At 39.8% G+C, this 25,743-nt stretch carries 25 protein-coding genes and 1 other annotated feature; of the genes, 4 read left to right on the top strand and 21 right to left on the bottom strand.

What is annotated here, in order from left to right:
* The coding region (locus LMB56_RS10015) for an LPXTG cell wall anchor domain-containing protein (RefSeq protein WP_229287867.1) at positions 1–1,026 on the top strand (1,026 nt) is incomplete at its 5' end.
* Positions 1,027–1,175: 149 nt separating this feature from the next.
* On the top strand, positions 1,176–1,301 hold the full coding sequence (locus LMB56_RS10440; protein WP_003664033.1) for a hypothetical protein: 126 nt from the start codon (positions 1,176–1,178) through the stop codon (positions 1,299–1,301).
* Between the two features lie 68 nt (positions 1,302–1,369).
* Here LMB56_RS10440 and LMB56_RS10010 read toward each other — a convergent pair whose 3' ends face one another.
* From LMB56_RS10010 to miaA, 4 genes are all read right to left on the bottom strand, one after another.
* Positions 1,370–2,551 carry an aminotransferase class I/II-fold pyridoxal phosphate-dependent enzyme gene (locus LMB56_RS10010; protein WP_229283717.1) on the bottom strand — a complete coding sequence of 394 codons (1,182 nt, stop codon included), beginning with the start codon at positions 2,549–2,551 and terminating at the stop codon, positions 1,370–1,372.
* A 281-nt stretch (positions 2,552–2,832) separates the two neighbouring features.
* Positions 2,833–4,338: a glutamate--tRNA ligase gene (gltX, locus tag LMB56_RS10005; RefSeq protein ID WP_153702952.1), complete on the bottom strand. Its 1,506-nt coding sequence runs from the start codon at positions 4,336–4,338 to the stop codon at positions 2,833–2,835.
* Positions 4,339–4,582: 244 nt separating this feature from the next.
* A complete protein-coding gene (glnA, locus tag LMB56_RS10000; RefSeq protein WP_229273705.1) occupies positions 4,583–5,926 on the bottom strand; it encodes a type I glutamate--ammonia ligase in 1,344 nt (447 codons plus the stop codon).
* Between the two features lie 169 nt (positions 5,927–6,095).
* Positions 6,096–7,019, bottom strand: coding sequence for a tRNA (adenosine(37)-N6)-dimethylallyltransferase MiaA (gene miaA, locus LMB56_RS09995; protein WP_229283720.1), 924 nt, complete (start codon positions 7,017–7,019; stop codon positions 6,096–6,098).
* 114 nt (positions 7,020–7,133) lie between these two features.
* On the opposite strand from miaA, the gene LMB56_RS09990 reads away from it, so the two are divergent.
* On the top strand, positions 7,134–7,310 hold the full coding sequence (locus tag LMB56_RS09990) for a DUF3042 family protein (RefSeq protein WP_003664039.1): 177 nt from the start codon (positions 7,134–7,136) through the stop codon (positions 7,308–7,310).
* Between the two features lie 160 nt (positions 7,311–7,470).
* On the opposite strand, the gene LMB56_RS09985 is transcribed toward LMB56_RS09990, so the two are convergent.
* The 7 genes from LMB56_RS09985 to LMB56_RS09955 form a co-directional block, all read right to left on the bottom strand.
* A complete protein-coding gene (locus tag LMB56_RS09985; protein ID WP_003672480.1) occupies positions 7,471–7,890 on the bottom strand; it encodes a rhodanese-like domain-containing protein in 420 nt (139 codons plus the stop codon).
* Between the two features lie 13 nt (positions 7,891–7,903).
* Positions 7,904–8,875 (bottom strand): ROK family glucokinase, encoded by a 972-nt coding sequence (locus tag LMB56_RS09980; RefSeq protein WP_003668439.1) that lies wholly within the window; start codon positions 8,873–8,875, stop codon positions 7,904–7,906.
* Positions 8,876–8,899: 24 nt separating this feature from the next.
* Positions 8,900–9,139: a YqgQ family protein gene (locus tag LMB56_RS09975; protein WP_003668441.1), complete on the bottom strand. Its 240-nt coding sequence runs from the start codon at positions 9,137–9,139 to the stop codon at positions 8,900–8,902.
* A 6-nt stretch (positions 9,140–9,145) separates the two neighbouring features.
* Positions 9,146–9,805: a rhomboid family intramembrane serine protease gene (locus LMB56_RS09970; RefSeq protein WP_229283723.1), complete on the bottom strand. Its 660-nt coding sequence runs from the start codon at positions 9,803–9,805 to the stop codon at positions 9,146–9,148.
* 3 nt (positions 9,806–9,808) lie between these two features.
* Positions 9,809–10,363, bottom strand: a complete 555-nt coding sequence (locus LMB56_RS09965) for a 5-formyltetrahydrofolate cyclo-ligase (RefSeq protein WP_035156916.1) — start codon at positions 10,361–10,363, stop codon at positions 9,809–9,811.
* Positions 10,364–10,500: 137 nt separating this feature from the next.
* Positions 10,501–10,650, bottom strand: coding sequence for a 50S ribosomal protein L33 (gene rpmG, locus LMB56_RS09960; RefSeq protein ID WP_003664049.1), 150 nt, complete (start codon positions 10,648–10,650; stop codon positions 10,501–10,503).
* Positions 10,651–10,788: 138 nt separating this feature from the next.
* The gene (locus tag LMB56_RS09955) at positions 10,789–12,888 is read right to left on the bottom strand and encodes a peptidoglycan D,D-transpeptidase FtsI family protein (protein ID WP_102816151.1); all 2,100 of its coding nucleotides are present in this window, start codon (positions 12,886–12,888) and stop codon (positions 10,789–10,791) included.
* A 209-nt stretch (positions 12,889–13,097) separates the two neighbouring features.
* On the opposite strand from LMB56_RS09955, the gene LMB56_RS09950 reads away from it, so the two are divergent.
* Positions 13,098–15,713, top strand: a complete 2,616-nt coding sequence (locus tag LMB56_RS09950) for a YfhO family protein (protein WP_229283725.1) — start codon at positions 13,098–13,100, stop codon at positions 15,711–15,713.
* 85 nt (positions 15,714–15,798) lie between these two features.
* On the opposite strand, the gene LMB56_RS09945 is transcribed toward LMB56_RS09950, so the two are convergent.
* The 10 genes from LMB56_RS09945 to LMB56_RS09900 all read right to left on the bottom strand — a co-directional run bounded on the left by LMB56_RS09945 (position 15,799) and on the right by LMB56_RS09900 (position 25,391).
* A complete protein-coding gene (locus LMB56_RS09945; RefSeq protein WP_153702956.1) occupies positions 15,799–16,188 on the bottom strand; it encodes a HesB/YadR/YfhF family protein in 390 nt (129 codons plus the stop codon).
* A gap of 143 nt (positions 16,189–16,331) precedes the next feature.
* The gene (greA, locus tag LMB56_RS09940; RefSeq protein ID WP_003664064.1) at positions 16,332–16,808 is read right to left on the bottom strand and encodes a transcription elongation factor GreA; all 477 of its coding nucleotides are present in this window, start codon (positions 16,806–16,808) and stop codon (positions 16,332–16,334) included.
* 63 nt (positions 16,809–16,871) lie between these two features.
* Complete coding sequence (gene udk / locus LMB56_RS09935; protein WP_019252478.1) at positions 16,872–17,528, bottom strand: uridine kinase; 657 nt, start codon at positions 17,526–17,528, stop codon at positions 16,872–16,874.
* Between the two features lie 112 nt (positions 17,529–17,640).
* Positions 17,641–18,279, bottom strand: a complete 639-nt coding sequence (locus tag LMB56_RS09930; protein ID WP_229283727.1) for a C40 family peptidase — start codon at positions 18,277–18,279, stop codon at positions 17,641–17,643.
* A gap of 186 nt (positions 18,280–18,465) precedes the next feature.
* The gene (gene pheT, locus LMB56_RS09925; protein ID WP_229283728.1) at positions 18,466–20,883 is read right to left on the bottom strand and encodes a phenylalanine--tRNA ligase subunit beta; all 2,418 of its coding nucleotides are present in this window, start codon (positions 20,881–20,883) and stop codon (positions 18,466–18,468) included.
* 6 nt (positions 20,884–20,889) lie between these two features.
* Positions 20,890–21,936: a phenylalanine--tRNA ligase subunit alpha gene (gene pheS / locus LMB56_RS09920; RefSeq protein ID WP_003668455.1), complete on the bottom strand. Its 1,047-nt coding sequence runs from the start codon at positions 21,934–21,936 to the stop codon at positions 20,890–20,892.
* Positions 21,937–21,973: 37 nt separating this feature from the next.
* Positions 21,974–22,181, bottom strand: a binding site (T-box leader).
* A 49-nt stretch (positions 22,182–22,230) separates the two neighbouring features.
* Positions 22,231–22,569, bottom strand: coding sequence for a winged helix-turn-helix transcriptional regulator (locus tag LMB56_RS09915; RefSeq protein ID WP_066035875.1), 339 nt, complete (start codon positions 22,567–22,569; stop codon positions 22,231–22,233).
* Between the two features lie 20 nt (positions 22,570–22,589).
* On the bottom strand, positions 22,590–23,096 hold the full coding sequence (locus LMB56_RS09910; RefSeq protein WP_003668459.1) for an HD domain-containing protein: 507 nt from the start codon (positions 23,094–23,096) through the stop codon (positions 22,590–22,592).
* A 64-nt stretch (positions 23,097–23,160) separates the two neighbouring features.
* Positions 23,161–23,937, bottom strand: a complete 777-nt coding sequence (locus LMB56_RS09905) for a TrmH family RNA methyltransferase (protein ID WP_003668462.1) — start codon at positions 23,935–23,937, stop codon at positions 23,161–23,163.
* Positions 23,938–24,161: 224 nt separating this feature from the next.
* Complete coding sequence (locus LMB56_RS09900) at positions 24,162–25,391, bottom strand: IS110 family RNA-guided transposase (RefSeq protein WP_229282092.1); 1,230 nt, start codon at positions 25,389–25,391, stop codon at positions 24,162–24,164.
* Positions 25,392–25,743 lie beyond the last annotated feature (352 nt).

Below are 25,743 nucleotides of genomic sequence, written 5' to 3'. Positions count from 1 at the left end.
CCAGTTAAAGATCCTGACGGTAACCCCGTTACTAAGAAGGTTTCTGGTAATCCTGGTGACCCGATCTCCCTCGACTTGCCTAAAGGCTTCCACTTCCCTAACGGTAAGACCCCTGATATTACCATTGACCCAGATAAACCGGTTGTAAATGTCCCAGTCATTAAAGACCTTACTGATACTGGTGATCCTTTAGTTAACGAAGCTAAGCCTGTCGCTAATATCATCAACTTTGTTGACCCAGACGGCAACCCAGTTAAAGATCCTGACGGTAACCCCGTTATTAAGAGAGTTTCTGGCAACCCTGGTGATCCGATCTCCCTTGACTTACCAAAAGGCTTCCACTTCCCTGATGGCAAGACCCCAGATATCGCTATTGATCCAGCTAAACCGGTTGTAAATATCCCAGTTATCAAGGACCTTACTGATACTGGTGATCCTTTAGTTAACGAAGCTAAGCCTGTCGCTAATATCATTAACTTTGTTGACCCAGACGGCAACCCAGTTAAAGATCCTGACGGTAACCCCGTTATTAAGAGAGTTTCTGGCAATCCGGGTGACCCAATCACTCTTGACTTACCAAAAGGTTTCCACTTCCCTAACGGTAAGACTCCTGACATCGCCATTGACCCAGATAAACCGGTTGTAAATGTCCCAGTCATTAAAGACCTTACTGATACTGGTGATCCTTTAGTTAATGAAGCTAAGCCAAACCTTAATATCCCTATTAAGGACACTAACAACTCAGGTAACCAGAAAGAGGACAATGACCAAAAAACTAATGACAACGATAAAGTCCAAGAACCAGTTGATCAAATAAACATTAATACGCCAAGTATAGATCTTATTCAACCAACTGGAAAAGTTACTGATAACCAATCTAAGGCAAAGATTAATACTTCAAATCAAAAGCAACAAGAAAAGTTACCTCAAACCGGTTCTGATTCAATTCTCAGCACTATTAGCTTGGGCTTTGTAAGTCTGTTAAGTGCTTTAGGACTTAGTGTTTCGAAAAAACGTAAAAACTAATTTTATGTTTATTTCACTACTAATAGTTTAGACAATCGATGGATTATTGCATTTTTTATAGACTGAACTATAATATTAGTAACAGTTATTTTACTTTTGTTAATAACTGTTATTGTTGAAGCGTTTCAGAAAAAGAGGCGAAGTTATTTATGGCACTTAGTAAGCAAGAACGTAAGGAAATGGCTCGTAAAGCTATGGAAAAGCGTGGCAGCAAAAAGCCAGATGGTTCTGGTTTTGCAAAGATTGATGCTGACGCCAAGAAACTGAGCGAATAACTCTTTTGAAGCAATTCACTTATATATTAAAGAGACAGAGATGTGTTAACACCGCTGTCTCTTTTCTTTTAGACATTATTTTGTTCTTTTTTACAAAATTCCGCGAGACGATCCATCCCCGCTTTAATCTGCTCAATACTTGTAGCATAACTAAAGCGAAGATATCCTTCCCCACCCTTACCAAAGTTTGATCCAGCTGTTACAGCAACTTTGGCTTCATTGGCAAGTTGATAAATTAGCTTATTGTCATCCTGATCAAGGAATGGTGGAATCTTGGCAAAAATATAAAACGCGCCCATTGGTTGACTGCATTCAAAGCCCATCTCTGTAAGCCGCTTATACATATAGTCACGCCGCTTGATATATTGGGCATCCATTTCCTTTGTTGCTTCATCCCCACCCTTTAAAGCAGCCTCTGCAGCGTCTTGAACAAATGTTGCGATATCCGTTACCGCAAATGCATGAACTTTGAACAGCAAATCGGTCACTTTAGCTGGTGCGCAAAGGTAGCCAATCCGCCAACCAGTCATTGCATAGGACTTAGAGAAACCATTTGCTAAGATGGTCTGGTCTGGAATAACCTTTGCCATGCTTGAGTATTCACCGTCATAGTTTAGTTCACTATAAATTTCATCACAGATTGCAAAGATGGGCTTATCCTTAATTAAGGCTGCTAACTCATTCATTTCCGCTTGAGTATAGGCAATTCCAGTCGGGTTGGAAGGATTGACAAAAACAACTCCCTTTACTCGATCACCATATTTATCTAGATACTGTTTAAGAAGTGCAGGCGTTAGTTTAAAACCAGTCTTGGATGTATCTACTTCTACTGGCGTCCCTCCAGCAATCATTACATCAGGCGTGTAGATTGAAAAAGTAGGCGTTGGAACTAAAATTATATCTCCGGGATTAGTAATTGCAGTAATTGCAACAGAAATCCCCTCCGTTACGCCGTTTGTAACAAGAATCTCTGTTGCAGGATCATATTGAAGGCCATATTTATTAGCCAACGTATCGGCAATCGCTTGACGCAATCCCACTGTTCCACGTTGGGGAGCATAGTGAGTGCGATTATTTTCAATGCTCTCAATTCCGGCCTTTTTGATATATTCTGGTGTATCAAAATCAGGTTCACCAATTGTAAACTTAATAATTCCTGGAATTTTTGAAACGTATTGGGAAAAATCAAATACTTTTAACGTTGGAACATCATTTAAGATCTTCCGCATGTGTTCACTCATTTCAACCATTTTACTTAAGATCCCCTTTTTTACTAACTACATACCTTAATTATATGACAATTTAAAAGAAAAAGCATTGTGAGTGGGAATTAACTTTCTAGACAAGGCGGTGGGCTAAGGATAGAACGGTGATTAGCACGGCACGGGCTGATTATCGTTCGGACTTAGCCTCGAGCCTTGTAGTTACGACGCGAAGCTAGTTCCACGATATCGTAACAATATTCGTATAAAAAACGAGGCTGTTGAAAAAACAAAAGTTTTTTCTCAGCCTCATGCTCAATTTTATAAAGTTAGTTTTCAAATGCTTTGATCATCCGGTCAAGCAATTCAAGATCTGTATCACGAGAATAGATATCCATGATCTCATAGATTTGTGGTGCAGAAGTTGAACCAGTAAAGGCAAGGTTTAATGGGAAGTATAAACCGCGACCTTTAATGCCAGTGTCCTTACCTACTTCCTTAATAGCCTGACTGTAATCAAGGTCATCGCCACCGTTTTCAAGTTTTGCCTTTAAGCCCTTGAGGACAGCTAAAACATCTTCATTAGCGAAGTCTTCGTTATCCTTAAGCAAGTCATAGTTGAATGATTGGTCAAGAACTGTGTAGTATGACCATGCATATTGAATAACTTCAAGAAGCTTATTAACATCCCGTTGATGAACTTTAATTGTCTTCTTAAGCAATTCAGTCAATTGATCTTCTGGAATACTTTGAAGGCGCTTAGCTTCTTCAGTTTCGCCTTCTTTGATTAATTCCATTGTCCGATCAGTTAATTCATCAATCGACATACTCTTAATGTATTGAGCATTCATCCAATCAAGTTTCTTTTGATCGAAGTATGCTGGTGCCTTTGACATCCGCTTTGGATCGTAAACCTTAATTAACTCTTCTTTAGAGTAAATTTCACGTTCGCCAACTGGAGACCAACCTAAGAATGCAATAAAGTTAAAGATTGCTTCGTGAAGGTAACCGTGCTTCTTGTATTCACTAATGAATTGAAGGGTGTCTTTATCACGCTTACTTAACTTCTTGCGAGTCTTTGGATTAAAGATCAATGGAATGTGGCAGAAAGTTGGGTGATCCCAGCCTAATGCTTCATAAATAGCAATTTGCTTTGGCGTATTTGAAATGTGATCAGCACCACGCAAAACATGGGTAATGTCCATGGTGTGGTCATCAACTACGACAGCAAAGTTGTATGTTGGCATTCCATCACTCTTTTCAATGATGAAGTCACCACCAAGGTTGTCAGAGTTAAATGAAACATGACCACGTGCAATATCGTCCCATTCGTAATCATGGTCTTTAGGGAAGTGGAAACGAATAGTTGGCTTTAAGCCCTTTGCTTCAGCCGCTTTTTGTTCTTCTTCACTCTTACCATACCAACGACCATCATAATGAGGCGGTTCATTGTTAGCTTTTTGCCGTTCACGCATCTCAGCTAATTCTTCCTCTGTTGAGTAATCCTTGTATGCAATTCCCTTGTCTAACAATTCTTGAATGTATTTGTGGTAAATACCTTCTTTGCTTCGTTCACTTTGACGGTAAGGGGCATACTTTGGGTTTGGCTTATTTGGACCTTCATCCCAGTCAATTCCTAACCAGTGGAGATTTTCACGTTGGCTAGCTTCACCATCTTCAACGTTCCGCTTGGTATCGGTATCTTCAATCCGTAATACCATCGTTCCATCGAAGTGACGTGCAAATAAATAATTAAATAATGCTGATTGAGCATTTCCGATATGCAAGAAACCTGTTGGGCTAGGTGCATACCGAACTCTGACCTTTTGATCCATGATCTAAGACTCTCCTTTAGTAACTAATCGAAATATAATTCCGATTTAAAATTGGTTGCTAGATCAACTAGCAGTCCTAAAAAACGTACTACACATATTATAATAACACGCTTTTATTGCAACAAATATAATTGTATATGAAACAGCATATTTGTCAATTAACTAGTCGATTTCGCATGAAAAACACTTAGCAAGTAATCCTGCATAAGTGTTTTTTCGTTGTTTATTAACTTATTGTTATTGATTAGTATTGTTCCATGTAATGTTGCCGTTCCCAGTCAGAAACGTGTTGACGATATGAAGCATATTCACGGGTCTTGGCTTCCATAAAGCTGTTGTAGAGGTGTTCACCCATTGAACCCTTGATAACCTCATCGTTAGCCAAAGACTTTAATGCGTTGTGTAAAGTATCTGGTAAATCGCGAATATCTTTTTCAGCTCGTTCGGCCTTCGTCATCGTATAGATGTTTTCATCAACATTATGAATTGGTGGTAAGTTGTTGCGTAAACCATCTAAACCAGCTTCAAGAACAGCAGCGATTGCAAGGTAAGGGTTAGCTGATGGGTCCGCTGACCGTAACTCAAGCCGTGTTCCCATTCCACGATCACTTGGAATTCGTACAAGTGGTGACCGGTTAGAAGTTGACCATGCAACATAAACCGGTGCTTCATAACCTGGAACCAATCGCTTATAGGAGTTGACGATTGGGTTGCAAATTGCAGTGTAGCTCCGTGCATGCTTCATCAAACCGCCCAAGAAATGGTAAGCAGTTGCGGAAAGCTTATCTTTATCATTTTCATCAAAGAAGGCGTTAGTGCCATCTTGACTAAACAATGACATATTGAGGTGCATTCCTGAACCGTTAATACCAGAAAGCGGCTTAGGCATAAAGGTAGCATGGAAACCGTACTTCTTCGCAATTGTTTTAACCACGAACTTAAATGTTTGAATGTTATCAGCGGCTTCTAAAGCATCTGAGTACTTGAAGTCAACTTCATGCTGACCAGGAGCAACTTCATGGTGCGCTGCTTCAACATCAAAGCCCATCTTTTCAAGAGCTAAAACGATATCACGGCGGCAGTCTTCACCAGGATCTGCCGGTTCCATGTCAAAGTAATTTTCTTTATCGTTAAGATTGGTAGTTGGGTTACCCTTTTCATCAGTCTTGAAGAGGAAGAATTCTGGCTCAGGTCCAATGTTAAAGTCTTTGAAGCCCATCTTCCGCATGTCTTCAAGCACCCGCTTTAAGTTGTTACGTGGGTCACCTTCAAATGGCGTGCCATCAGTCTTGTAAACACTGCAGATTACCCGCGCAACCTTCCCGTGTTCAGCACCCCAAGGGAATGCAAGCCAAGTGGACATATCTGGGTAAAGATACATGTCACTTTCTTCAATCCGAACAAATCCATCAATTGAAGAACCATCAAACATAATTTTGTTATCCATCAATTTATCTAACTGACTAACTGGTAAGTCAACGCTCTTAATCGTTCCTAATAGGTCAGTAAACATAACTCGTAAGAAATGGATATCTTCATCCTTTACCATTTGGCGAACTTCATCTTTTGTAAATACGTGTTTACCCATAAAATTTCATTCCCTTTCATACAATCTCCACAGAAATAGATGACTATACCAATCCATCTAACATCTGCTTCTCTCCTTAACACTGTGACTTAGAATAACAATAGACAGGCCATAAGTCAATTCTATTTAAGAGCTTTATTTTAATTAAAAAAATCTTTCCTTCCGTACTTTATTTTTTTAACCAATCATTTATAAATTGCTTAATTTGATTAATATCATCTGGATGACGCAAAATATCAAACCAGTGAGTATCAGCCTTATTTCTAAACCACGTTAACTGTCGTTTGGCATAATGGCGAGAATCCTGCTTAATTTTTTCAACCGCTTCGTCAAGGCTAATCTCGCCACGAAAATAAGGAAATAGTTCATGGTAACCAATCCCCTTACCTGCTGGCAGATCTTCCCCTCCTTGATCAAATAACCATTTTGCTTCTTCTAACAAGCCGTTTTGAATCATCAAATCAACTCGCTTATTGATCCGGTCATATAGAACAGGGCGTTCAGTAGTCAGGCCAATTAAGAGGAAATCATTTGTTGCTTTGAACTGAGGCTGGTGGGAAAATAATTGACCCGTTTTTTTGATTACCTCTAAAGCCCGGATTACCCGACGAGTATTAGACTTGGGGATCCGAGTGCTGGCTACTGGATCCAACTTGTTTAATTGTTCCCAGACATACTCGGCTCCCTTTTCTTCAGCAACCTTTTTCCAATGGTTACGAATTTCAAGCGTTTGTTGATCAAACTGGTCACTTCCTAATGCTAGGTTATCCGTTAAGGTTTGAAGATAAAATCCAGTTCCGCCTGCAATGATCGGCAAATGATTACGTTGAGCTATTTCGTCTATTTTTTGGTCAGCAAGTTTCTTAAAACGAGCAGCAGAAAAACGCTCTTCAATATTGCAGATATCAATGAGGTGGTGCGGCACATCCCCCATTTCTTCAGGAGTAACTTTTGCCGTCCCGATATCAAGGTGGCGATAAACTTGCATTGAATCACCAGAAATTACTTCCCCATCAAATTCATGTGCCAATTTTATTGATAGGGCAGTTTTTCCTACAGCGGTTGGGCCGACAATTGCGATTACTTTATTCATCTTAACTCTCCAATTTTTATAAATTTTATGCTAAAACTTGTCCTTCTCACTGGTAAAACGCCATTAATTCTTGCATAATGGAGGTAACCTATAAATTCGAGGAGGTTTTATGTTATGAAACAATTAGCAAAAGGTATTTTAGTTGGTAGTTTAGCAACAGTTGCTGCCATTGCTAGCGGGGTTCTTACTTTCCATAAAACTGTTATTAAGCCAGCGGAAGAAGAAGAAGAGAAGTTTGATCAAAACCGTCGCGCTGCTATCCGTAAGGGCCGCTCAGCACACCAACTTTAATTTCGTTTAAGATTCAAATAGAGAGGCTGGGAGAAAACAAATTTTTCTCCCAGCCTCTTTCTTATTGGTTAAATTTCACAAGAGGCTAGATTCTAAGCATTAGCAAATAATTGGTTAGAATCATCAACCATCCTGACAAAAAGCATGTAAGATACTTTTCTTAATACTTGGACTTTTTAGTCTTACCATCCCATGCACGATAACCATCTTTTAAGATATAAAGGTGGTTATACCCATGCTTACCTAAAAATGCAGCGGCCTGGGTACTCAATGTCATTCCTTCATCATATAAGTAAACCGGCAAGTCCTTCCGCAACTCGCCATATTGTTGACGAAGATACGGATAAGGCAAGTTACGTGCACCAAGAATATGTCCTTGTTTAAAGTCATTTTCTTGTCGCAAGTCAATAACCTGTGCTTTTCGCATTCCTTGCTTAAAGTCATCTTGACTAAGGACAGTTGCATATCTCTTTCGACGGTAAGTCTGAAATGCCCAGCTAAAAATCCATACTAACAAGATGATTATAATGACTGCATTAAGAATCATCAAGCCAGAGCTAACTCCAAGTACCACGATCATTTCCCCTTACAAATTAATCTGCGTTTACAAACTGACGAGCTAATGAAGCAGCTCCGATAACACCAGCATCATTACCTAATTCAGCTAACTTCAATTGAGTTGAAGTCCGAACTGTTGGGAAAGCAAATTTTTCAAAGTTTTGCTTTACCCGCTTCAAAAGGAATTCACCAGCTGCGGAAACTCCACCACCGATAACAAGGTATTCAGGGTTCAATGCGTTACTTAAGTTGGCAGTTGCCAAACCAAGGTAGAAGCAAACTTCATCAACAACAGTGTTAGCAAGGTAGTCATTTTCCTTAGCAAGGTCAAAGACAATCTTGGCTGTAATTTCATCACCGTTATCGATCATTGCCTTCAAACGACTGTTACCTTCATATTCTTCCGCTTTATCTTGAGCGATATGAACAATTCCAGTGGCAGATGCATATTGTTCAAGACATCCATGGTTTCCACAAGTACAAAGGTATCCATCTGGCTTAACAATCATGTGACCAACTTCACCACCGGCACCAACGACACCGTGGATAAGCTTACCATTTGAGATAAGTCCACCACCAACACCGGTACCTAAAGTAATAAATGCAACATCGTCACCTTCATTACCAGCACCCTTCCAACGTTCACCAAGTGCGGCAACGTTAGCATCGTTATCCAGAGCAAATTGCATCCCAGTGCCTTGTTCAATGTCTTCTTTAACATTTTGCGTTGTCTTCCAGTTTAAGTTGTAGGCACCAATAACAGTTCCCTTTTCACGGTCAATTGTTCCGGGAGTTCCCATTCCGATTCCAATAAATTGGTCTCGAGACATTTTGTATAAATCAAGGTGGTGATTAATTGAGTTAATGATGTCTGGCACAATGTGTGAACCATCATCCAAAATGTTAGTCCGTAAAGACCACTTTTGTTGAATCTCACCGTTCTCCGTTAAAATTGCAAACTTGATAGTAGTACCACCAAGGTCAACACCAATTAATTTCTTAGCCATAATGATTCCTTTCCTGGGTAAGGTTTAATACAGTTTACCCCTTTTAATTCTCGTTTGTTCTTCACGATGTTCTTTACGCAAAACAATCTTTGCTTTTGTATAAGTTGAATTATCTACAACTCCTGATTGATAGAGGTTATCAAGCTCAATGGCCATTAACTCAATATCATACAGGCGCTTACCAACATATACAAACACGTTGAATTCTTTTAATAGTTGCTGAACATCGTATAGTGTGCGGTAGTTTCTTGAGGCGATCGCCATAAATTATCACTTCAATTCTAGAGTCAAAATTACCAAACTTACCGTTAATACAGCTCCACTTAAAAACTGTTTTAGGTGATCAACAGTTCCTAGCATGGGAGCACCAACAATAAATGCAATGAAAAAGCCACCAAAAAGGCCGCCAATATGTCCTATCAAGTCAACTCTTGACAGGAAAAAATCCATCACAATATTAATAATAACAAATAACAAAAAAGTACGACTTAAGACGCGAACAATAACGTTATGGCGAAAACAAACGCCTAACATTAAAAATGCGCCAAATAATCCAAAAATAGCGGTACTAGCACCAGCTGAAATTGTCGATGGCATAAAGACCGCGCTGGTAAAGTTACCAAAAAGCGCACTGACAAAGTATATGACTACCATTCGCCAATGACCGAAAAATTCTTCAATATAACGGCCGATATATAAAAGCGTAACGCTATTGACTACTAAGTGTGATAAACCAACATGAAGGAACACAGGTGATACTAAGCGCCACCATTCACCTTCCCTGATCAAGGGCGTACTACGAGCACCCATGTTAAGGAGGGTTACTGTATTAGTTGAGCCACCTGCATAAACTAACCAGCAATAAACTAATACCTGAAAAATTATTAAGGTAAGCGTCACGGGCGCTAATCTTAGTCCCTGCGTCCGCATCTTCTATATCTCCGGTAAATACAACACTTTATCTATCCGCTGATCGAATTCTTCTGGTTCCCATTCGTTTTCTTCAGCCAGTTGCGTTGTCAATGCCATTGAAACTTTAGGACCCTTATAGTTTTTTAGGTAACGATCATAATAACCGCCACCAAAGCCCAACCTGTTACCAGATGCGGTAAAGGCTACTCCAGGAACAACCATCAAATCAATCTCATCTGGAGAATAAACTTTGCCATCATGTGGCTCTAAAATACCAAAAGACGTCTCGTCGAAATCGGTATCCTCATTTAATTCAACAAATTCCATTTGACGATGTGGCAGCGTTCGTGGAACAACAATCTGTTGGCCCTTATGACGCGCATGAAGGATAATAGGTGCAGTATCAATTTCAAAAGATTGACTTAAAGTAACAGCAATTGTCTTAGCCCCTGTCCATTCAGGTTGATCATATAGCAAAGATGCTAATTTTCGCTCTTCGTAAAGACGGGTATTTAAATCTAATTGTTGAAGGCGCGCAATATATGCTTGTCGTAACTCTTTCTTTGAATAAGCCATTATGTTATGACCGCTCCTTTATAGTGAAGTAACAAACGGTATCAGATTTTATTATCACCGCTTGAGTGAATTTATGCAAGCGTTTTTTTATAAAAATAAATAAAAAGAGCCGGTCTCCCAGCTCCTTTATATGGTCATTACTTAGTTTCCCGATGTAATGTAACCTTTTGTTCCCGTGGACAGTACTTGTTTAATTCAAGACGATCTGGGTTATGACGACGGTTCTTGCTAGTTAAGTAAGTCCGTTCGTGGCATGAAGTACATTCAAGTGTAATGTTGACACGCATTATTTTGACCTCCAAACTATTTCTTTTATTTAACGTGGTTATTTATCGTAACCCTAACTCGTACAACTATATCATTTATTCTTCTATTTGGCTAGTAATTTATCAAAGTTTGTTAAGGAAATTTCCTTGACAGTTTCGTTAGTCACCAAAACCCTTAGGACTCTGAACAGTCTTCCAGTAGGCTTCAAAAATTTGTTTTGCCATTGTAAGGTTAGCCCCACCATCGGAATTTGAAGCTCCTGGAATAGCCAATGCAACTACGACTTGTGGATTATCAGATGGCGCATAACCTGCAAAACTTAAAGTGGTCGTTGAATGCGACTTGTAGTAGGTTTCGGCAGTCCCCGTCTTACCAGATACGGATGGTTTAACAGATGCCAACGCTTTACCAGTAACATAACGGTTAGAACCATGAACCACTTGATAAAGCCCTTGTTTAACAACATCAAAGTCATCCTTAGAAGCAGGAATGGTTAATTGAACTTGTGGTTTAGTCGTATATTCGACAGCTCCAAGTTGACCATTAGATTTAGTACCACGGATTTCTTTAACAATGTATGGTCGCATCCGGTTACCACCGTTAGCAATCGTCGACATATATTGGGCAAGTTGAATCAAAGTATAACCATCATAGTTACCGTATGACAAGTCAAGTGCTGAACCGATATGCTTTTGGTCAGCAGGTCCTGTATAACCGCTTGTTTCGCCAGGCAAGTCGATTCCAGTTTTAACCCCTAGTCCAAACATGTTGAAGTACCCCCGCGCTTTAGCAAAAATACTTGGCTTCATCGTAATTTGCGCGTTTGGTGTATATTTCATCCCCGCTTCTTTCATGAGCAGTTGCATCATGTAGGAGTTGGAAGAAACTTCAAGGGCCGTTGCTGCATTAATTGCCATATTTGCTGATCCACCATGGTTAAACCATGATCCCTTAGATGAAGTTCCGGCAAGCTTAATTGGCATATCGGTTAAGGTATTATTTGTTGGCGTAATTACACCATCCATTAATGCCCCCATGACCATCGCCGGCTTTACAACTGACCCCATCGTAATTGGGTGGTTGATAGCACCAATTTCATCAGGGGTTTCTTTACCGGTTTCTGGGTCACGGTCAATTCCAGCCATCGCATAAATTGCACCGGTATTGGGGTTCATTACCACTGCATACACCCCAGTGGAGTACTGGTTTCCGGCAGCCGAGTAATTGTTTTTCAAAATCGATTGAACTTGCTTTTGGAATTTTGAATTGATCGTTAATACAAGGTTATCACCCTTCTTACCAGGGTACTTAGTCTTTTCTTTAGTTACATCATTTCCATCAGTAGTAACCTCAGTTTGCGACTTCGACCCGGCTAAGGTTGATTGGAACTGCTTTTCAAGATAACTTTGTCCAACGCTATCATTTCGAGAATATCCTTGAGCAAGCAATGAGTTAACTTCATCGCTTGGCAAACCAGTAGTTGAGACCGTTCCTGTTAACGATTGAATATCTGTGCCTTGGGGGTAATTACGAGTCCAAGACGTGCCGATCTTTACCCCCGGCATTTCATTCAGGTGTTCCCCAACTGCTGCAAGCTCTTTAGCACTAACACCCGTTTCTTTAATATAAGTTGTCGAAAGGGAATATGCTCCACTCATTGCCGCATAAATTCGGGCATTATTCTTTTGCTGATCTGTAAGCTCCCATGAATCAGGATGCTTGCTCAAATATTCGAGAGCCTTATCATATTTAGTATCTTCAGAATCTGCATCTGAAGTCTTGACATGTTTCAAAACACTCTTAAGCCGCTCTTTATCAGCAAGGTAATAATCCTCTTCATTTCGATCAGTTAAGCGTGAATTCTTATTAGAGACAGACACATATTTTCCTAAACGATTAGCAATCTGATAGAGCTGATCAGTAGTTACATTGGCCCCTTTAGTATAGGTAATGGCTTGATGAGTCTGATTACCAACAAGGACGTTCCCTTGCGAATCATAAATCATCCCCCGTTGTACGTTATTTGTCTGCGTTGTTGTATCTGATCGCTTTACTTCCGCTTTAAATGATGTTCCTTGCAGAACTTGAAGATAAAACAGTCGAATAGTTAACGCTAATAACAAGATACCAACAATCCATAGTAGCATGTTCAGCCGGAATGGAATAATTGACTGCGCATTTTGACGCTTTTTGGTACGTGAACCAAATAAGTTCATTATTCGATCAAAGAATTTCACAGTTTTATAATTCTCCTTCATCGTAGTGAATCTATTTTAACAAAAATTACCTGCTTTAACAGATAGTTACCACTACTAACGTGAAAATAATACTCTTTATTTTATAAGAAATGAAGAATTTATTCCAATGATTTAATGAAATTTAATGAACAATAGTAATGAATATCATTTTCAAAAAGGATATGATAATGTGGATGTGTCTATTTAATTGAGAGAAGGAGAATTTTGCTGTGTTTTTATATCAACATCATCGTTTATATCGACGCAAAATTTTGATTACAAGTTTCCTGTTACCAGTTATTTTGATGGCTTGCTATTTTGCATACCGTCAAATGACTCCCTTTGGCAAAAGCAGCTTATTAACCGTTGATCTCGGTCAACAATATGTCGATTTTTTCAGTTACCTTCGAAATACCATTCTCCACCATCCCAGCAGTTTCTTTTATTCGTTTAGCAAAGGGCTGGGTGGCGAAATGTTTGGAACTAATGCATATTACCTGTTAAGTCCATTAAACTTAATTTTGTTATTTTTCCCCGCCCAACATCTTGCAAGTGGGATAACCATCGTGACGCTTGTCCGCTATGGTCTGGCAGGATTGAGTTTTGCTTGGTTAATGCAAAAAACTGAGCTACAACAGGGGTGGCGGATTTTAGCCTTCAGTACCGTTTACTCAATGAATGGTTGGATGATTGCCAACCAATTAAATATGATTTGGCAAGATGCTTTAATACTTTTGCCGTTAATTATTTGGGGGCTCCTCAAACTTATTTATCAAAATCGTGTTGGAACTTATATCTCTTGGCTAGCCGTAATGCTGATTGATAATTATTATATGGGCTGGATGATTGCCATCTTTACTTTTCTATTTTTCCTCTGGCAAACACCAGCTTTGGCGTCATGGCGACAACGGGGAGTGATCTTTCTCCGCTATCTCGGCAGTTCGCTGCTTGCGGCGGGTATTTCAGCAGTCATTTTATTGCCAACTTTCTATGCCTTAATGCAAAGTAAAGGGACCTACACTGAAACCAAGATTCACAGCCGTTTTGAGTACTTTGCTCCTAAAATGCTTGGGAAACTTGTCCCCGGATCATTTAATTTTAATCAAATGCCAAGCGGTCAGCCCAACATTTATATTGGAATGCTATTAATGCTCGGCGCTTGTCTCTACTTTTTCAATAATCGCTTTGACCTTCGTCGTCGTTTGATTGGGACAGCCATTTCTATATTCTTTGTCTTCTCATTCTGTTACGAACCATTAGATCTTTTATGGCATGCCGGGCAGTTTCCAGTTTGGTACCCTTATCGTTTCTCATACCTCTTTTCTTTCTGGTGCATCTATCTTGCTGCTAAAGTACTCCAACCTGATTTCAAGATAAAAAAGCGCAGTGCAATGATCCTGACGCTGCTTATTATCGCAATTTACTGGTATGTTGGTACGCTTAACTTATCGTACATTAATAGCAATCAACGGAATATTGGCTTATGCTTTGCGTTAATCGCCGTTAGCTGCCTTTGTATTCCCCGAACAAATTCACCGCGCTTATACGATGCTCTTCTTGTTCTCCTTGCTGTCTGTGATATTTCTATGAGTGGTTACACGGCGCTTAATAAGATCTCTTACGTTTCACAGCCTGAATTTGGCAACTACACCCTCGCTCTTGATAAAAGTGTAGAAAAACTAAAGAAACATGATCCAGGCTTCTACCGCGTTGCCAAAACTTTTATGCGAACGAAGGATGACCCCTTCCAAGCAGACTTTAATTCTGGTGACCATTTTGGTTCGACCCTAGAGCCACCAATCCCAGCCTTCATGGGTGCAATTGGGCAGCCAGACGGGGATGGCTTTGTTACGTATACTAATGGAACTCAAGTGAGTGATGCGCTTCTTGGTTACAAATACACTATGAACGCTCGGAACACTTCAGCTGGACAGGCATTACCCCTATCAGGTTTCCGTCCCGATTGGTATAGTTACCCATTAGTAGGATCAACTTCGGCAGTCAATCTCCGTGAGAATCCACATACCCTTCCGATCGCGTTTGGAGCTAATGCCGCCATCCTCCACCTTCAACGGACGACAATGGATCCGTTAAACTATCAGTCACAGATCTTCCAAACACTTGCCGGTCGCCCAACATTTCATTCATTATTTGCCGTTCAAAACTTTAATTCCGTCAAATTCAATAATGTTCAAAGCGCTAAGCAAATTACTGGTACGATCTTTAGAAAGCAAAATCTGCTTAAACCAGCATCAGTTCAGCTAGAATTTATTCCGCCAACTAATGATTCTTACTACTTAACACTCGGACCAAACGTTGAGGATAATGCCACAATTACGATGAATAACAAAAAGTTCACTCAATATGATACCTTTCGTAATACGGTAGTAATCAACGTTGCCCATGACCAAAAAGGACAAAAAATCATCGTTAATTTGCAACTAAAGAAAGCAACACTTTGGATGCAAAATGTTAGTATTTATCAACTAAAGCAACGACCATTTATGGCAAGTTTAAAGACTCTCCAAGAATCCCCCTTAAAGATTAGTTCATACCGTAGCAATCAGATCATTGGAACGGTCAATCTCCATCGTAATCAGCGAGTATTGATGACCACTATCCCAGCTGTTAAAGGTTGGCATGTTAAGGTAGATGGCAAGTCAACTACTCCACAGACCGTGCTTAATACGTTTATGGCTATTCCAATGAGTCCCGGAAAGCATCGGGTTGAATTTTATTATCGGCCACCGTTCCTCATTCTGGGGCTTATAATTACAGTTATAAGTCTCGGTTTAACTGGTTGGTGGGTTAAGAAAGAACATCAAACAAGGACAATATTTGATTAGCAATAAAGGTTTGACTAGCAATAAAGCTCTTTAGCATACTATCATTGGATAGTGTATGCTAAAGAGCTTTTTCACTATATAAAAATTAATGCTGAGATGCTCCAGTAGAGGCATCAGCCTTATTATCGGAATGGTCATCAGCGTCATTAACAAATCCAGCTACGTCAGGCGTATCGCCATCTTCATGTTGAAAATGAAATACCAGTCCGTCTGCTTGCGGATCATAGTCAACAGTAGTGATAAGATCCTTAAAAAACCATTCATCTAGCGAATCAATGTGGTAATTAATGCCATCCTTTTTTACCTCTAAAATCGGGTCAACTGGCTTATCTTCACGAGTAAATCCTTGCGAAAAACCATGATGGACTTCAGTCTGACCATAAGTTTTGCCGTAAAACTTTACTCCATTCCCAGGTTCTAATCCCATTTCATCACGAAACCATTGACTTGCAGCATCAGTAATAATCAATTTCATTTTGCTTTCCTCCAACGTCTATTGACATCGCTTTCATACACCTTACTATAGCACAGTAGGGCAATAATACCAATAAGAAAAGCGAGAGGGAGCGAGGGACTTATGTCACAGTCCCTCGCTCCCTCTTGCTTAAAAGCTATTGATTAATCAACCTTGACAATCTTTAACTTAATTGTCCCATTAGGAACTTCAACTTCAACTACTTCGCCGACTTTGTGACCAAGTAATCCCTTTGCCATTGGAGATTCATTAGAAATCTTACCGTTAAATGGATCAGATTCTGATTCACCAACAATTTGGTATTCTTCTGGTTCTTCATCTGGCAATTCTTGAATAGTAATTGTCCGCCCCATTGATACTTCATCCTTATCAACATCTTCGTTATCGATAATTTCAGCATATTGAAGCATGTTTTCAATTTGCGCAATCCGGCTTTCAACCATTGCTTGTTCATCTTTTGCTGATTCATATTCTGAGTTTTCAGATAAATCACCATAACTACGAGCAATCTTTATCCGCTTAATAACTTCTGGTCGACGCTTCAAGCGATATTCTTCAAGTTCATCTTCAAGCTTTTTCTTCCCTTCAAGGGTCATTGGAAAAGTTTTTTCTTCAGCCATTATAAACACTCCTCATAATTTATCCAGTGCAACATTACCATTTCTACTTTAGCTTGTAAATACCTATTGTAATTCTGTATGTCCACGTTTCACTAAAATATCGCGGATTTTTGTAGACAACAGGTCGATTGCAACTTGGTTTTCGCCACCTTCTGGCACAATAATGTCAGCGTAGCGTTTAGTTGGTTCAACAAATTGATGGTACATTGGTTTTACCGTAGCCAGGTACTGAGTAATAATTGAGTCAAGAGACCGCCCACGCTCTACCATATCACGTTGAATTCGACGAATAATCCGGATATCATCATCTGTATCAACGTAAACCTTAATATCCATTAAATCCCGTAGACGTTCATCATCAAGAATTAAGATCCCTTCCAAAATAATGACATCAGTTGGTTCTACGTGAACAGTTTTGTCTGAACGCGTATATTGTGTATAGTCGTATACAGGCATCTCAATAGCCTTATTACTTCGCAAATCCGTTAGTTGCTTAATTAAAAAATCTGTATCAAATGCAAGTGGATGATCATAATTTACTGCTTTACGTTCATCCATTGTCATATCTGACTGATCATTATAGTAAGTATCTTGGTTAATAATCTGGATCGCTTGCCCATGCAATTGGTCATAGATTTTATTACTTACTGTTGTCTTTCCACTACCGGAACCACCTGTAACACCAATAACTACTGGACGCTTATTCTGTTGAATACTCATCAATTTGTCTCCCTCATAAAACTTTCTAATCTGAAATAGTATATAGCACTCTTTTATAATGCGCAAGATAATTACTAATTTAAATTATTAAAGGCGAGCTGAAAAGAGAAGATTAATGCATTACAACATAGTAATTTCCGGGGAAGTATTGTTGGTCAGTAATTTTAACTGTTTCATTTTCGTTTGGTGCTTGGATAATCCGACCGTCCCCAAGTGAAATAGCGACGTGGTATGGCGCATCATCAGAACCATAAAAAACAAGGGCCCCATATGGCGCGTTTAAGACATTATCGTGAATATGTGGTCCTAAAGCTTGTTGTTCATACGTCGTCCGTTGAGGAATACCGTAGCAATATTGAACCAACCCAGAACAATCAAATCCACCTGGCTTATTACCACCCCAAACATAAGGGGTTCCTAAATAAGACATTGCCTTGTTAACAGAATCTTGTAGACTTTGACTGTTCTTGTTGGTCTGATCCTTTTTCTCAGTGTTATTAGCAGGCGTCTCATTTTTGTCTTTGGTTGGAATTGTCAACTTTTGTCCTGCAAAAATCAACTCTTTATTTTGCAAGTGATTAGCGGTTGCAATATCATCCGCACTAACATTATACTTTTGAGCAATCCCGTTTAAACTATCGCCAGCATTGACTGTAACAGTGGTATCAGCCTTAGCAGTTACAGTACCCATTGCCATTGCGCCAGCTACCCCTAACGACGATGCAAGAATTTTCTTTGTTGTTGATTTCATTATTTCGTTTATCCCTCTTCATATCAAATATTTTTATTTTTTTATCAAACTATTAATAAAATAGCAGAAAAATTTAGGTCCTTCAACCACTAATTATTAGTTTAGCGATTAGTCCTATAATATAAATACGTAAAAAATAATTATTTGCACTAAAAAAAGGCTGAAAAATTCCAGCCTTTTTTATTTTTAACGAATTTCTGCATCAACCTTATCTTGCAAGTAAGCAGTAACTTTATCGAAAGCCGCGTTTACTTGGTCTTCAGTCAACGTTCCTTTATCATCTTGATAAGTTAAGGTGTAAGCTAATGACTTCTTGCCAGCAGGAAGGTGAGAACCAGCATAAACATCAAATAAGTGAATGTCTTTAAGGTAAGCACCACCCTTTTGCTTAATAGCCTCTACAATCGTTGCATTTTCAACCTCATTATCAACCAAGAGGGCAATATCGCGAGTGATGGAAGGATACTTACTAATAGGTGTATATTCATTTTCAATCTTTGGTGCAGCTAGTAATGATTCTAGATTTAATTCAAATACGTATGTTTCTGGAATCTTGTATTCCTTAGCAGTTTGTGGGTGAACTTGACCAATGAAACCAACTAATTGGTCATCAACCGTAATATCAGCTGTTCGTCCTGGATGCATTTCTGGCCGATCACTAGTTGGAACATAAGCAACCTTACCAGCAATTCCCATATTCTTAAGGTAACGTTCAACGATCCCCTTTAGTTGGAAGAAATCAACTGGTTGATCCTTCTTATTCCAGCTATTAGCTACCATTTGACCAGTGACAGCTGCTGCAAGGTGTTCTTGTTCTACTGGACGTTCATCCCCCATTGGCAAGAATACCCGACCTTCTTCATATAATGCTACGTTATCAACATTCCGCGCCACGTTATAAGCAATATCATTAAGCAAGCCACTAACAATATTCATCCGGGTAGCTACATGGTCAGAACTCATTGGGAAGTCAAGTTTCATTGGTTCAGCAAGTGGCTTAATTTGGAATTGCTTAGCCTTTTCAACAGTTGTAAGGGAATAGCTAATTGCTTGAATTAAGCCCATTCCTTCGAGGTCATGACGACTTGCCCGAATAAAACGTTGACGTGGCGTAAGTCCTCCCCGATTACGTGTCATTGTTGGTAAAGTAGATGGTAAGTTATCATAACCGTAAATCCGCGCAATTTCTTCATAAAGATCTGCTGCAAGGCTAATATCCCACCGCCGTGCTGGGGCAATCACTGTTAATTGATCGTCATCATCAACAGTGTAAGCAAATGCCAAGCGATCAAAAATATCAGTAACTTGTTCCATGGTTAATGAAGTTCCCAGAACATGATTAATTTTTGCAAGGGATAGTTTGATTGGGGTATCAACTGCTGGCGCTTCACTACCAGTAACAATTCCAGCAGTAATCGTTCCACCAGCAAGCTCCTTAATCATCTCAGCTGCTTCATTCAATGCGGTTTCAACTGTTGCTGGATTGATTCCGCGTTCAAACCGCATTGAAGATTCACTATGAAGATCTAAGCGCCGTGCTTGCTTCCGGACCATTACTGGATCAAAAATGGCTGCTTCAAGGGCAACAGTTGTCGTATCATCACTTACTGCAGTTCCTTCTCCACCCATCGTTCCCGCAAGCGCAACTGGCTGGTCATCGACAGTTACAACAATATCATTTGCTTTTAAGGTTTGTTCATCCCCGTCTAACGTAACAAACTTTTCACCTTCATTAGCGTGGCGAACCCCAAAGTTTTTACCAGATAATTGGTCATAATCATAACTGTGGAGGGGTTGCCCATATTTAAGGAGGATATAGTTAGTCACATCTACGACATTATTTACAGGACGAATACCACTGTTCCATAAGCGAATTTGAAGCCATAATGGACTTTCGGCAATTTTAACACCTTTAATTACCCGTAATTTATAAGTTGGGGCAATCTTAGTATCCGCAATTTCTGCTTGAAGAAGGTCCGCTGTCTTTTCAGTCCCTTCTTCTTTAATTGCAACTTCTTTAAAATGCGACTTTAACCCGTAAAAGGCTGCGATATCATTAACATTTCCATAAATACTAAGCATATCTCCACGGTTAGGAGTTACGTCTGTATCGATGATCGTGTCGTCCATCCCTAAGTACTTAAATACGGGGTCACCGTTTTTAGCATCGTCTGGTAAGAAGTAGATACCATCTTCGTAATCTTTAGGCGCAATCTTGTCGCTAAAACCAATTTCTTGAAGAGCACAAAGCATTCCGTTTGACTCAACACCACGGATCTTACCACGCTTAATCTTTTGGTTATCAGCAATTCGCGCACCGTGAAGAGCAACGATTACCTTTTTACCTTCTTGAACATTAGGAGCACCACAAACAATTTGGATCGGTTCTTCTTCGCCAACGTCCACTTGACAAACATGAAGGTGGTCTGAGTCAGGGTGATTTTCACATTGCACTACTTCCCCAACAACGATCTTTTTTAATCCGTCGCTTAGTGAGTAAACGTCATTAATATCAACAGAGGTACGAGCAATCTTTTCAGCTAAATCTTGAGGGGCAACATCTAAATCAAGGTATTCTTGAAGCCATTGATATGATACTTTCATTTCACATTATCCTTTCTGGTCAAATTGGTTAAGGAAGCGGACATCATTTTGGTAGAAGTTACGAATATCGTCAACACCGTACTTCAGCATGGCAAAACGATCTGGTCCAAGTCCGAAGGCAAAACCGCCATATTCTTCTGGATCAACGCCTGACATCTTAAGCACATTTGGATGAACCATGCCGGCACCAAGAACTTCAATCCAACCAGTTTGTTTACAAATTGCACAACCCTTGCCAAGACAGTTGAAACAAGTAATATCTGCTTCAACTGATGGTTCAGTAAATGGGAAGTAACTTGGCCGCAAGCGAACCTTCAACTTGTCACCAAAAAGGTTTTGAGCAACGGCCTCAAGAGTTCCCTTCAAATCAGCCATGGTAATATTTTTACCAACAACCATCCCTTCAATTTGATGGAATTGGTGACTGTGAGTCGCATCATCAGTATCACGCCGGTAAACCTTACCTGGTGAAATCATCTTTAGTGGGCCTTGACTAAAATCATGTTTTTCGAGCATCCGTGCTTGCATTGGTGACGTTTGTGTCCGCATCAAAACAGATGGCGTAACATAAAAGGTATCTTGCATGTCACGAGCGGGGTGATCTTTTGGCAAGTTAAGCTTTTCAAAGTTATAAACTTCTTGTTCAACTTCATCCCCAACTGCTACTTCATACCCCATTGATACAAACAAGTCCACAACTTGGTCAATGATTTGTTGAATAACATGAGGTTGTCCTTGTGCTACTGGTGTTCCAGGAAGAGTAACATCAATTGTTTGGGCTGCCAACTTAGCGTTCATAGCGGCTTGTTCTAGCTCAGCACGCTTTTCTTCAATCGCAGCTGATAATTCATCCCGCACCTTGTTAGCAAATTGCCCTACTTTAGGCCGTTCTTCAGCACTAAGATCACGCATGCCCCGTAGAACCGAAGTAATAGGCCCCTTCTTTCCCAGCATCTTTACGCGGATTTCATTAATTCGTTTTAAATCCTCTGATTGTTTAATATCTTGCAATCCTTCTTCACGAAGTTCGGCTAATTTCTCTCTTAGTCCCATATTTTCACTCCTTAATTCAAAAAAAGCCTCATCCCAATATAGGGACGAGGCTTCGCGGTACCACCCTAGTTTGTAGGGGAAAATCCTACACACTCTAGTAATCAATAACGGTGATTGGCCGGAATACCATTACGTATCAGCTCCGAAAGTGAAATTCGCCTTAGATCACTGATTGCAATTCTCAGCTCATGGTTGCAACTCTCTAACAGGATCGTTTAGCTACTAGCTCTCATCATCGCTTTTAATTCAATTACATATTCTAGACAATCATCTGTAAGGCGTCAAGCGTTATTTTTAAATCCACTTGTCACTCCATGCGTGAACAGCTTCCATGACTGGACGCAATTCTTGACCACGTTCAGTTAGCGAATAGTCTACCCGACTAGAACCTTCGTAAGTGTTCCGAACAACAATTTGTTCGTCTTCAAGTTCTTTTAATCGTTCGCATAAGACCCGATCGCTGCACTTCGCAATGCTACTGGCAATATCCTTAAACCGCATGTTGCCATTTTTAAGTAGCACCTCAATGATTAATCCGTTCCATTTCTTTCCCAAGATCATAAACGTACGTGTAAATTTTGGACAAAGTTTACAGTCTTCATCAAGTGCCTTTTCTGCTACTAATTGTTCCATAATTTAACTCTCCTTCTCCTCTACCAAGTTGTTCGCATCCGACGTTTCTTAATCTTCCGACGCATTTTTGCACGTAGCGGTCCAAAGAACTCATGCTCTGCTTCGAAATCGTCAACTAGCGATACAATCAAGCTCTCCGGATAGCGTGGTACTGCCAACGTTGCGCCAAACATATGCTTAAGGATAATATCCTTTTCTTTTTTATTTAACGGGGTTAGCTTTTCCGCATTGCGTAATGCAACTCGGGGATGAATAAAAGCATGAGTCCCTAGATTAAACTTAGTCGTCCGCCAATCATAATAAAAGAGATCATGCAAGAGGCCTGCCCGCGCAGTACTGCGATAATCAAGATGCATTTTTTTAGCAATTTTGTAGCTATCATACGAAACCGCAATAGAATGTTGCAGGCGGGTAGAGTGATGATGCTGAGTATAGTTCGCTAGCTTTTGAACAGCTGGCTGGGCTAAAAGATCGGCAACGATTGAAACATACTCTTTATCGGTGCGCCATTCATTTTTTGATTTCATGTAATACCCCTTTTCTATATTATTGCAATTATCATACACGATTTTAACGAGAAAATAAATTAATTTAATCTAGATTTTGATTAAGCTGAAACATTAAAATTCCTGCAGAGATAGCGACGTTAAGCGATTCGGCTTCACCACGCATTGGGATATAGAGGTTATCAGTTGTCTGTGAAAGAAGGTCATCGCTCATCCCCTGCCCTTCATTGCCCATGATTAAGGCAAAAGTATCACCAGGATCAACAGTCCGAAAGTTTTTGGCTTGGGGATTCAGTTGTGTTCCATACACCGGAGCATTGATTGATTTAAAATCATCAATCCACTTTCTTAAGTCACCCTCAAACATTTGAAGGTGAAATTGACTTCCTTGCATTGAACGAACAACTTTGGGACCAAATAAGTCTGCTGAGCGTTGTCCAACCACTACTCCAGTAAACCCAGCGGCATCTGCTGTCCGCACCATTGTTCCCACGTTTCCTGGATCTTGAACCCGGTCGAGGAAAAGCCATGCCCCATGCAATGGCCCTGCTGGTAAACGATGAGAATCTGGTAAAGCAACAACTGCGGCAATCCCTTGAGGCGTTACCGTATCAGTAATATGCTTCATGATCTCTTCGGTAACTTCATAAGTTGCGTTAGCCATTCCTTCAAGCTCTGGGTGGGCAGCTAATTGTTCAGCTGTCCCGACTACTTCTAAAAGCTCGATCCCCGCTTTGGATGCCTCTTGAACTAAGTGCCAGCCATCTAACAGGTAAGTACCAGTCTGCCGTCGTGCTTTTTTGGTTTGCAGCTTCTTCCAATCTTTAACGTGCTGATTATGAATTGATGTTAATTGTTCCATATAATTTGCATGCTCCTTCTTGTTAATTAAATTATACCATGTTCCTGTTGTACAATTGTTATTAACTAATAATAAGTTTTCATTAAGTCATGTGGTAATAAGTCAAGATAAAATTATCACTGACAAACTTGTTTTGACCAGATTTTTGACGCACTTAAATAAGCCTTGATCCCAAGGTGTTTTAAAAGCTAAGCGTCGAGAATCAGTTTATCTTCCTATACCAATTACCTCTTTTCCTGATAGATTTGATGATTTTTGAGTAGGAAGAAAATCACCCTAATAAGTTTACGTGCGGTAAGGACGAGAGCGCGTTTTGATGGGGTATGCTTTACTTCTTGATATTTACGCCGATAATATTCACCAAAAACTGGATCTTGGATTCTAACTCTGTTGGCAGCTTCAACCAAATAGTATCTAAGATAAGCATTACCAGTTCTCTTGAGCGGAGTATTATCACTAGCGTAAGCTCCGGACTGCTTTTCTCGCCAGGAAAGCCCAGCATATTTAGCCAATTTAGCTTCATTATCAAATCGTTCGATTTGACCAATTTCAGCTAAAATACCAGCAGCGTATACTGGTCCAATTCCGGGAATGGAGCGCAAAATCTGTTCTTCATCAGTTACTTGAACTACTTTCTCAATTGCTTTGTCGAGGTCTTTAATCATCTTCTGAAAAGCTTTAATTTCCTCGGCATAAACGGAGAGAACTGTATCAACTGAATTAGCAATTACTTTGTCTAAACGATAAGAAGCACGAACTGCCTTTTGAATTATTTTCGCCAAGGCTTCAGGGTTCGCGAAGCGACCCCGGCCGTGTTCATTCAGATAATCGGCTAAATCAGTAATCGAAAGATTAAGTAAGTCATCAGTAGTCATATCTTCAGTTAGCAGACTCATCATCGTTGAACCAAAGATAGAAGTATTCAGTTCATCAGAAATTACTAATTTATTGAGCTTGTAGTATAGGTTCTCAATAAAGTGTTGCTTAGCCCGAGCTAAGCTTTGAACAAGCTCATATCGGGAACGCGTTAAGCGTTGCAGGGCAATGTAGTTCTCTTGACGAACAATCCCTACTGAATAGCGTCCAACACGTAGGAAGTCAGCAATGTAAAAAGCGTCGATTTGATCATTTTTATCTTCAGCGAAGACATCATGATAGCGCTTAGTTTTCTTAGGATCGATAACCACGGATTGTGTATTGAACTTTTTAAGGTCCGAGTCTTCTTGGAAAAACATTGCTGGGTGAAAGCTGTAAATGGAAGTGGCTTCCATGCCAATCACAACTTGGTCGAGATGATTTGAATTCGCCGTATCGATAATCATGTTTTTTAATTCTGTTGCGCCTTTCAAATCATTAACAAAGTTACCATGGAAAACAACTTCAGTTGTTTCTTCAGAAATCATTGAAGTTACTAAATCTTTTGAGCTAACGTCAATACCGACAAAAAGTTTCATTGGAATGGCCTCCTTTCATTAAAATTTACTGGTCTTAATCTGATCACTGCATGATAGCCCCTAATTACAATCACTAAAAACATCCTCGCAAGTATCAGTATTCATTGGTTAGAGAGTTAAAGCTGCACCTAATCCTACTCTGAATTAGTAAACTATCTAATCGATACAGCATGTGAGTTCGAAAATCAGTAGATTGGCTGGGCGGCAGACTTCATAAGTAGTTAAAAACTACAGGAGGTATTAACCTATACCAGTTGACCAAAGCCAATGATAATTAGAGGTTATCATGCGGTGACCAGAAAACAAGTTGTAATGTAGCAAAATCCGTAAGGATATATTTATAGAATACGAG

It is taken from the genome of Limosilactobacillus reuteri, from assembly GCF_020785355.1.
Taxonomy (GTDB): domain Bacteria; phylum Bacillota; class Bacilli; order Lactobacillales; family Lactobacillaceae; genus Limosilactobacillus; species Limosilactobacillus reuteri_I.
This window is presented reverse-complemented; position numbering and strand designations above follow the sequence as displayed.

Bases quoted from the DNA above. Each gene is read 5' to 3' on its own strand.
- LMB56_RS10440 (WP_003664033.1), top strand. From the start codon at position 1,176: ATGGCACTTAGTAAGCAAGAACGTAAGGAAATGGCTCGTAAAGCTATG.
- LMB56_RS10010 (WP_229283717.1), bottom strand. From the start codon at position 2,551: ATGGTTGAAATGAGTGAACACATGCGGAAGATCTTAAATGATGTTCCA.
- gltX (WP_153702952.1), bottom strand. From the start codon at position 4,338: ATGGATCAAAAGGTCAGAGTTCGGTATGCACCTAGCCCAACAGGTTTC.
- glnA (WP_229273705.1), bottom strand. From the start codon at position 5,926: ATGGGTAAACACGTATTTACAAAAGATGAAGTTCGCCAAATGGTAAAG.
- miaA (WP_229283720.1), bottom strand. From the start codon at position 7,019: ATGAATAAAGTAATCGCAATTGTCGGCCCAACCGCTGTAGGAAAAACT.
- LMB56_RS09990 (WP_003664039.1), top strand. From the start codon at position 7,134: ATGAAACAATTAGCAAAAGGTATTTTAGTTGGTAGTTTAGCAACAGTT.
- LMB56_RS09985 (WP_003672480.1), bottom strand. From the start codon at position 7,890: ATGATCGTGGTACTTGGAGTTAGCTCTGGCTTGATGATTCTTAATGCA.
- LMB56_RS09980 (WP_003668439.1), bottom strand. From the start codon at position 8,875: ATGGCTAAGAAATTAATTGGTGTTGACCTTGGTGGTACTACTATCAAG.
- LMB56_RS09975 (WP_003668441.1), bottom strand. From the start codon at position 9,139: ATGGCGATCGCCTCAAGAAACTACCGCACACTATACGATGTTCAGCAA.
- LMB56_RS09970 (WP_229283723.1), bottom strand. From the start codon at position 9,805: ATGCGGACGCAGGGACTAAGATTAGCGCCCGTGACGCTTACCTTAATA.
- LMB56_RS09965 (WP_035156916.1), bottom strand. From the start codon at position 10,363: ATGGCTTATTCAAAGAAAGAGTTACGACAAGCATATATTGCGCGCCTT.
- rpmG (WP_003664049.1), bottom strand. From the start codon at position 10,650: ATGCGTGTCAACATTACACTTGAATGTACTTCATGCCACGAACGGACT.
- LMB56_RS09955 (WP_102816151.1), bottom strand. From the start codon at position 12,888: ATGAAGGAGAATTATAAAACTGTGAAATTCTTTGATCGAATAATGAAC.
- LMB56_RS09945 (WP_153702956.1), bottom strand. From the start codon at position 16,188: ATGAAATTGATTATTACTGATGCTGCAAGTCAATGGTTTCGTGATGAA.
- greA (WP_003664064.1), bottom strand. From the start codon at position 16,808: ATGGCTGAAGAAAAAACTTTTCCAATGACCCTTGAAGGGAAGAAAAAG.
- udk (WP_019252478.1), bottom strand. From the start codon at position 17,528: ATGAGTATTCAACAGAATAAGCGTCCAGTAGTTATTGGTGTTACAGGT.
- LMB56_RS09930 (WP_229283727.1), bottom strand. From the start codon at position 18,279: ATGAAATCAACAACAAAGAAAATTCTTGCATCGTCGTTAGGGGTAGCT.
- pheT (WP_229283728.1), bottom strand. From the start codon at position 20,883: ATGAAAGTATCATATCAATGGCTTCAAGAATACCTTGATTTAGATGTT.
- pheS (WP_003668455.1), bottom strand. From the start codon at position 21,936: ATGGGACTAAGAGAGAAATTAGCCGAACTTCGTGAAGAAGGATTGCAA.
- LMB56_RS09915 (WP_066035875.1), bottom strand. From the start codon at position 22,569: ATGGAACAATTAGTAGCAGAAAAGGCACTTGATGAAGACTGTAAACTT.
- LMB56_RS09910 (WP_003668459.1), bottom strand. From the start codon at position 23,096: ATGAAATCAAAAAATGAATGGCGCACCGATAAAGAGTATGTTTCAATC.
- LMB56_RS09905 (WP_003668462.1), bottom strand. From the start codon at position 23,937: ATGGAACAATTAACATCAATTCATAATCAGCACGTTAAAGATTGGAAG.
- LMB56_RS09900 (WP_229282092.1), bottom strand. From the start codon at position 25,391: ATGAAACTTTTTGTCGGTATTGACGTTAGCTCAAAAGATTTAGTAACT.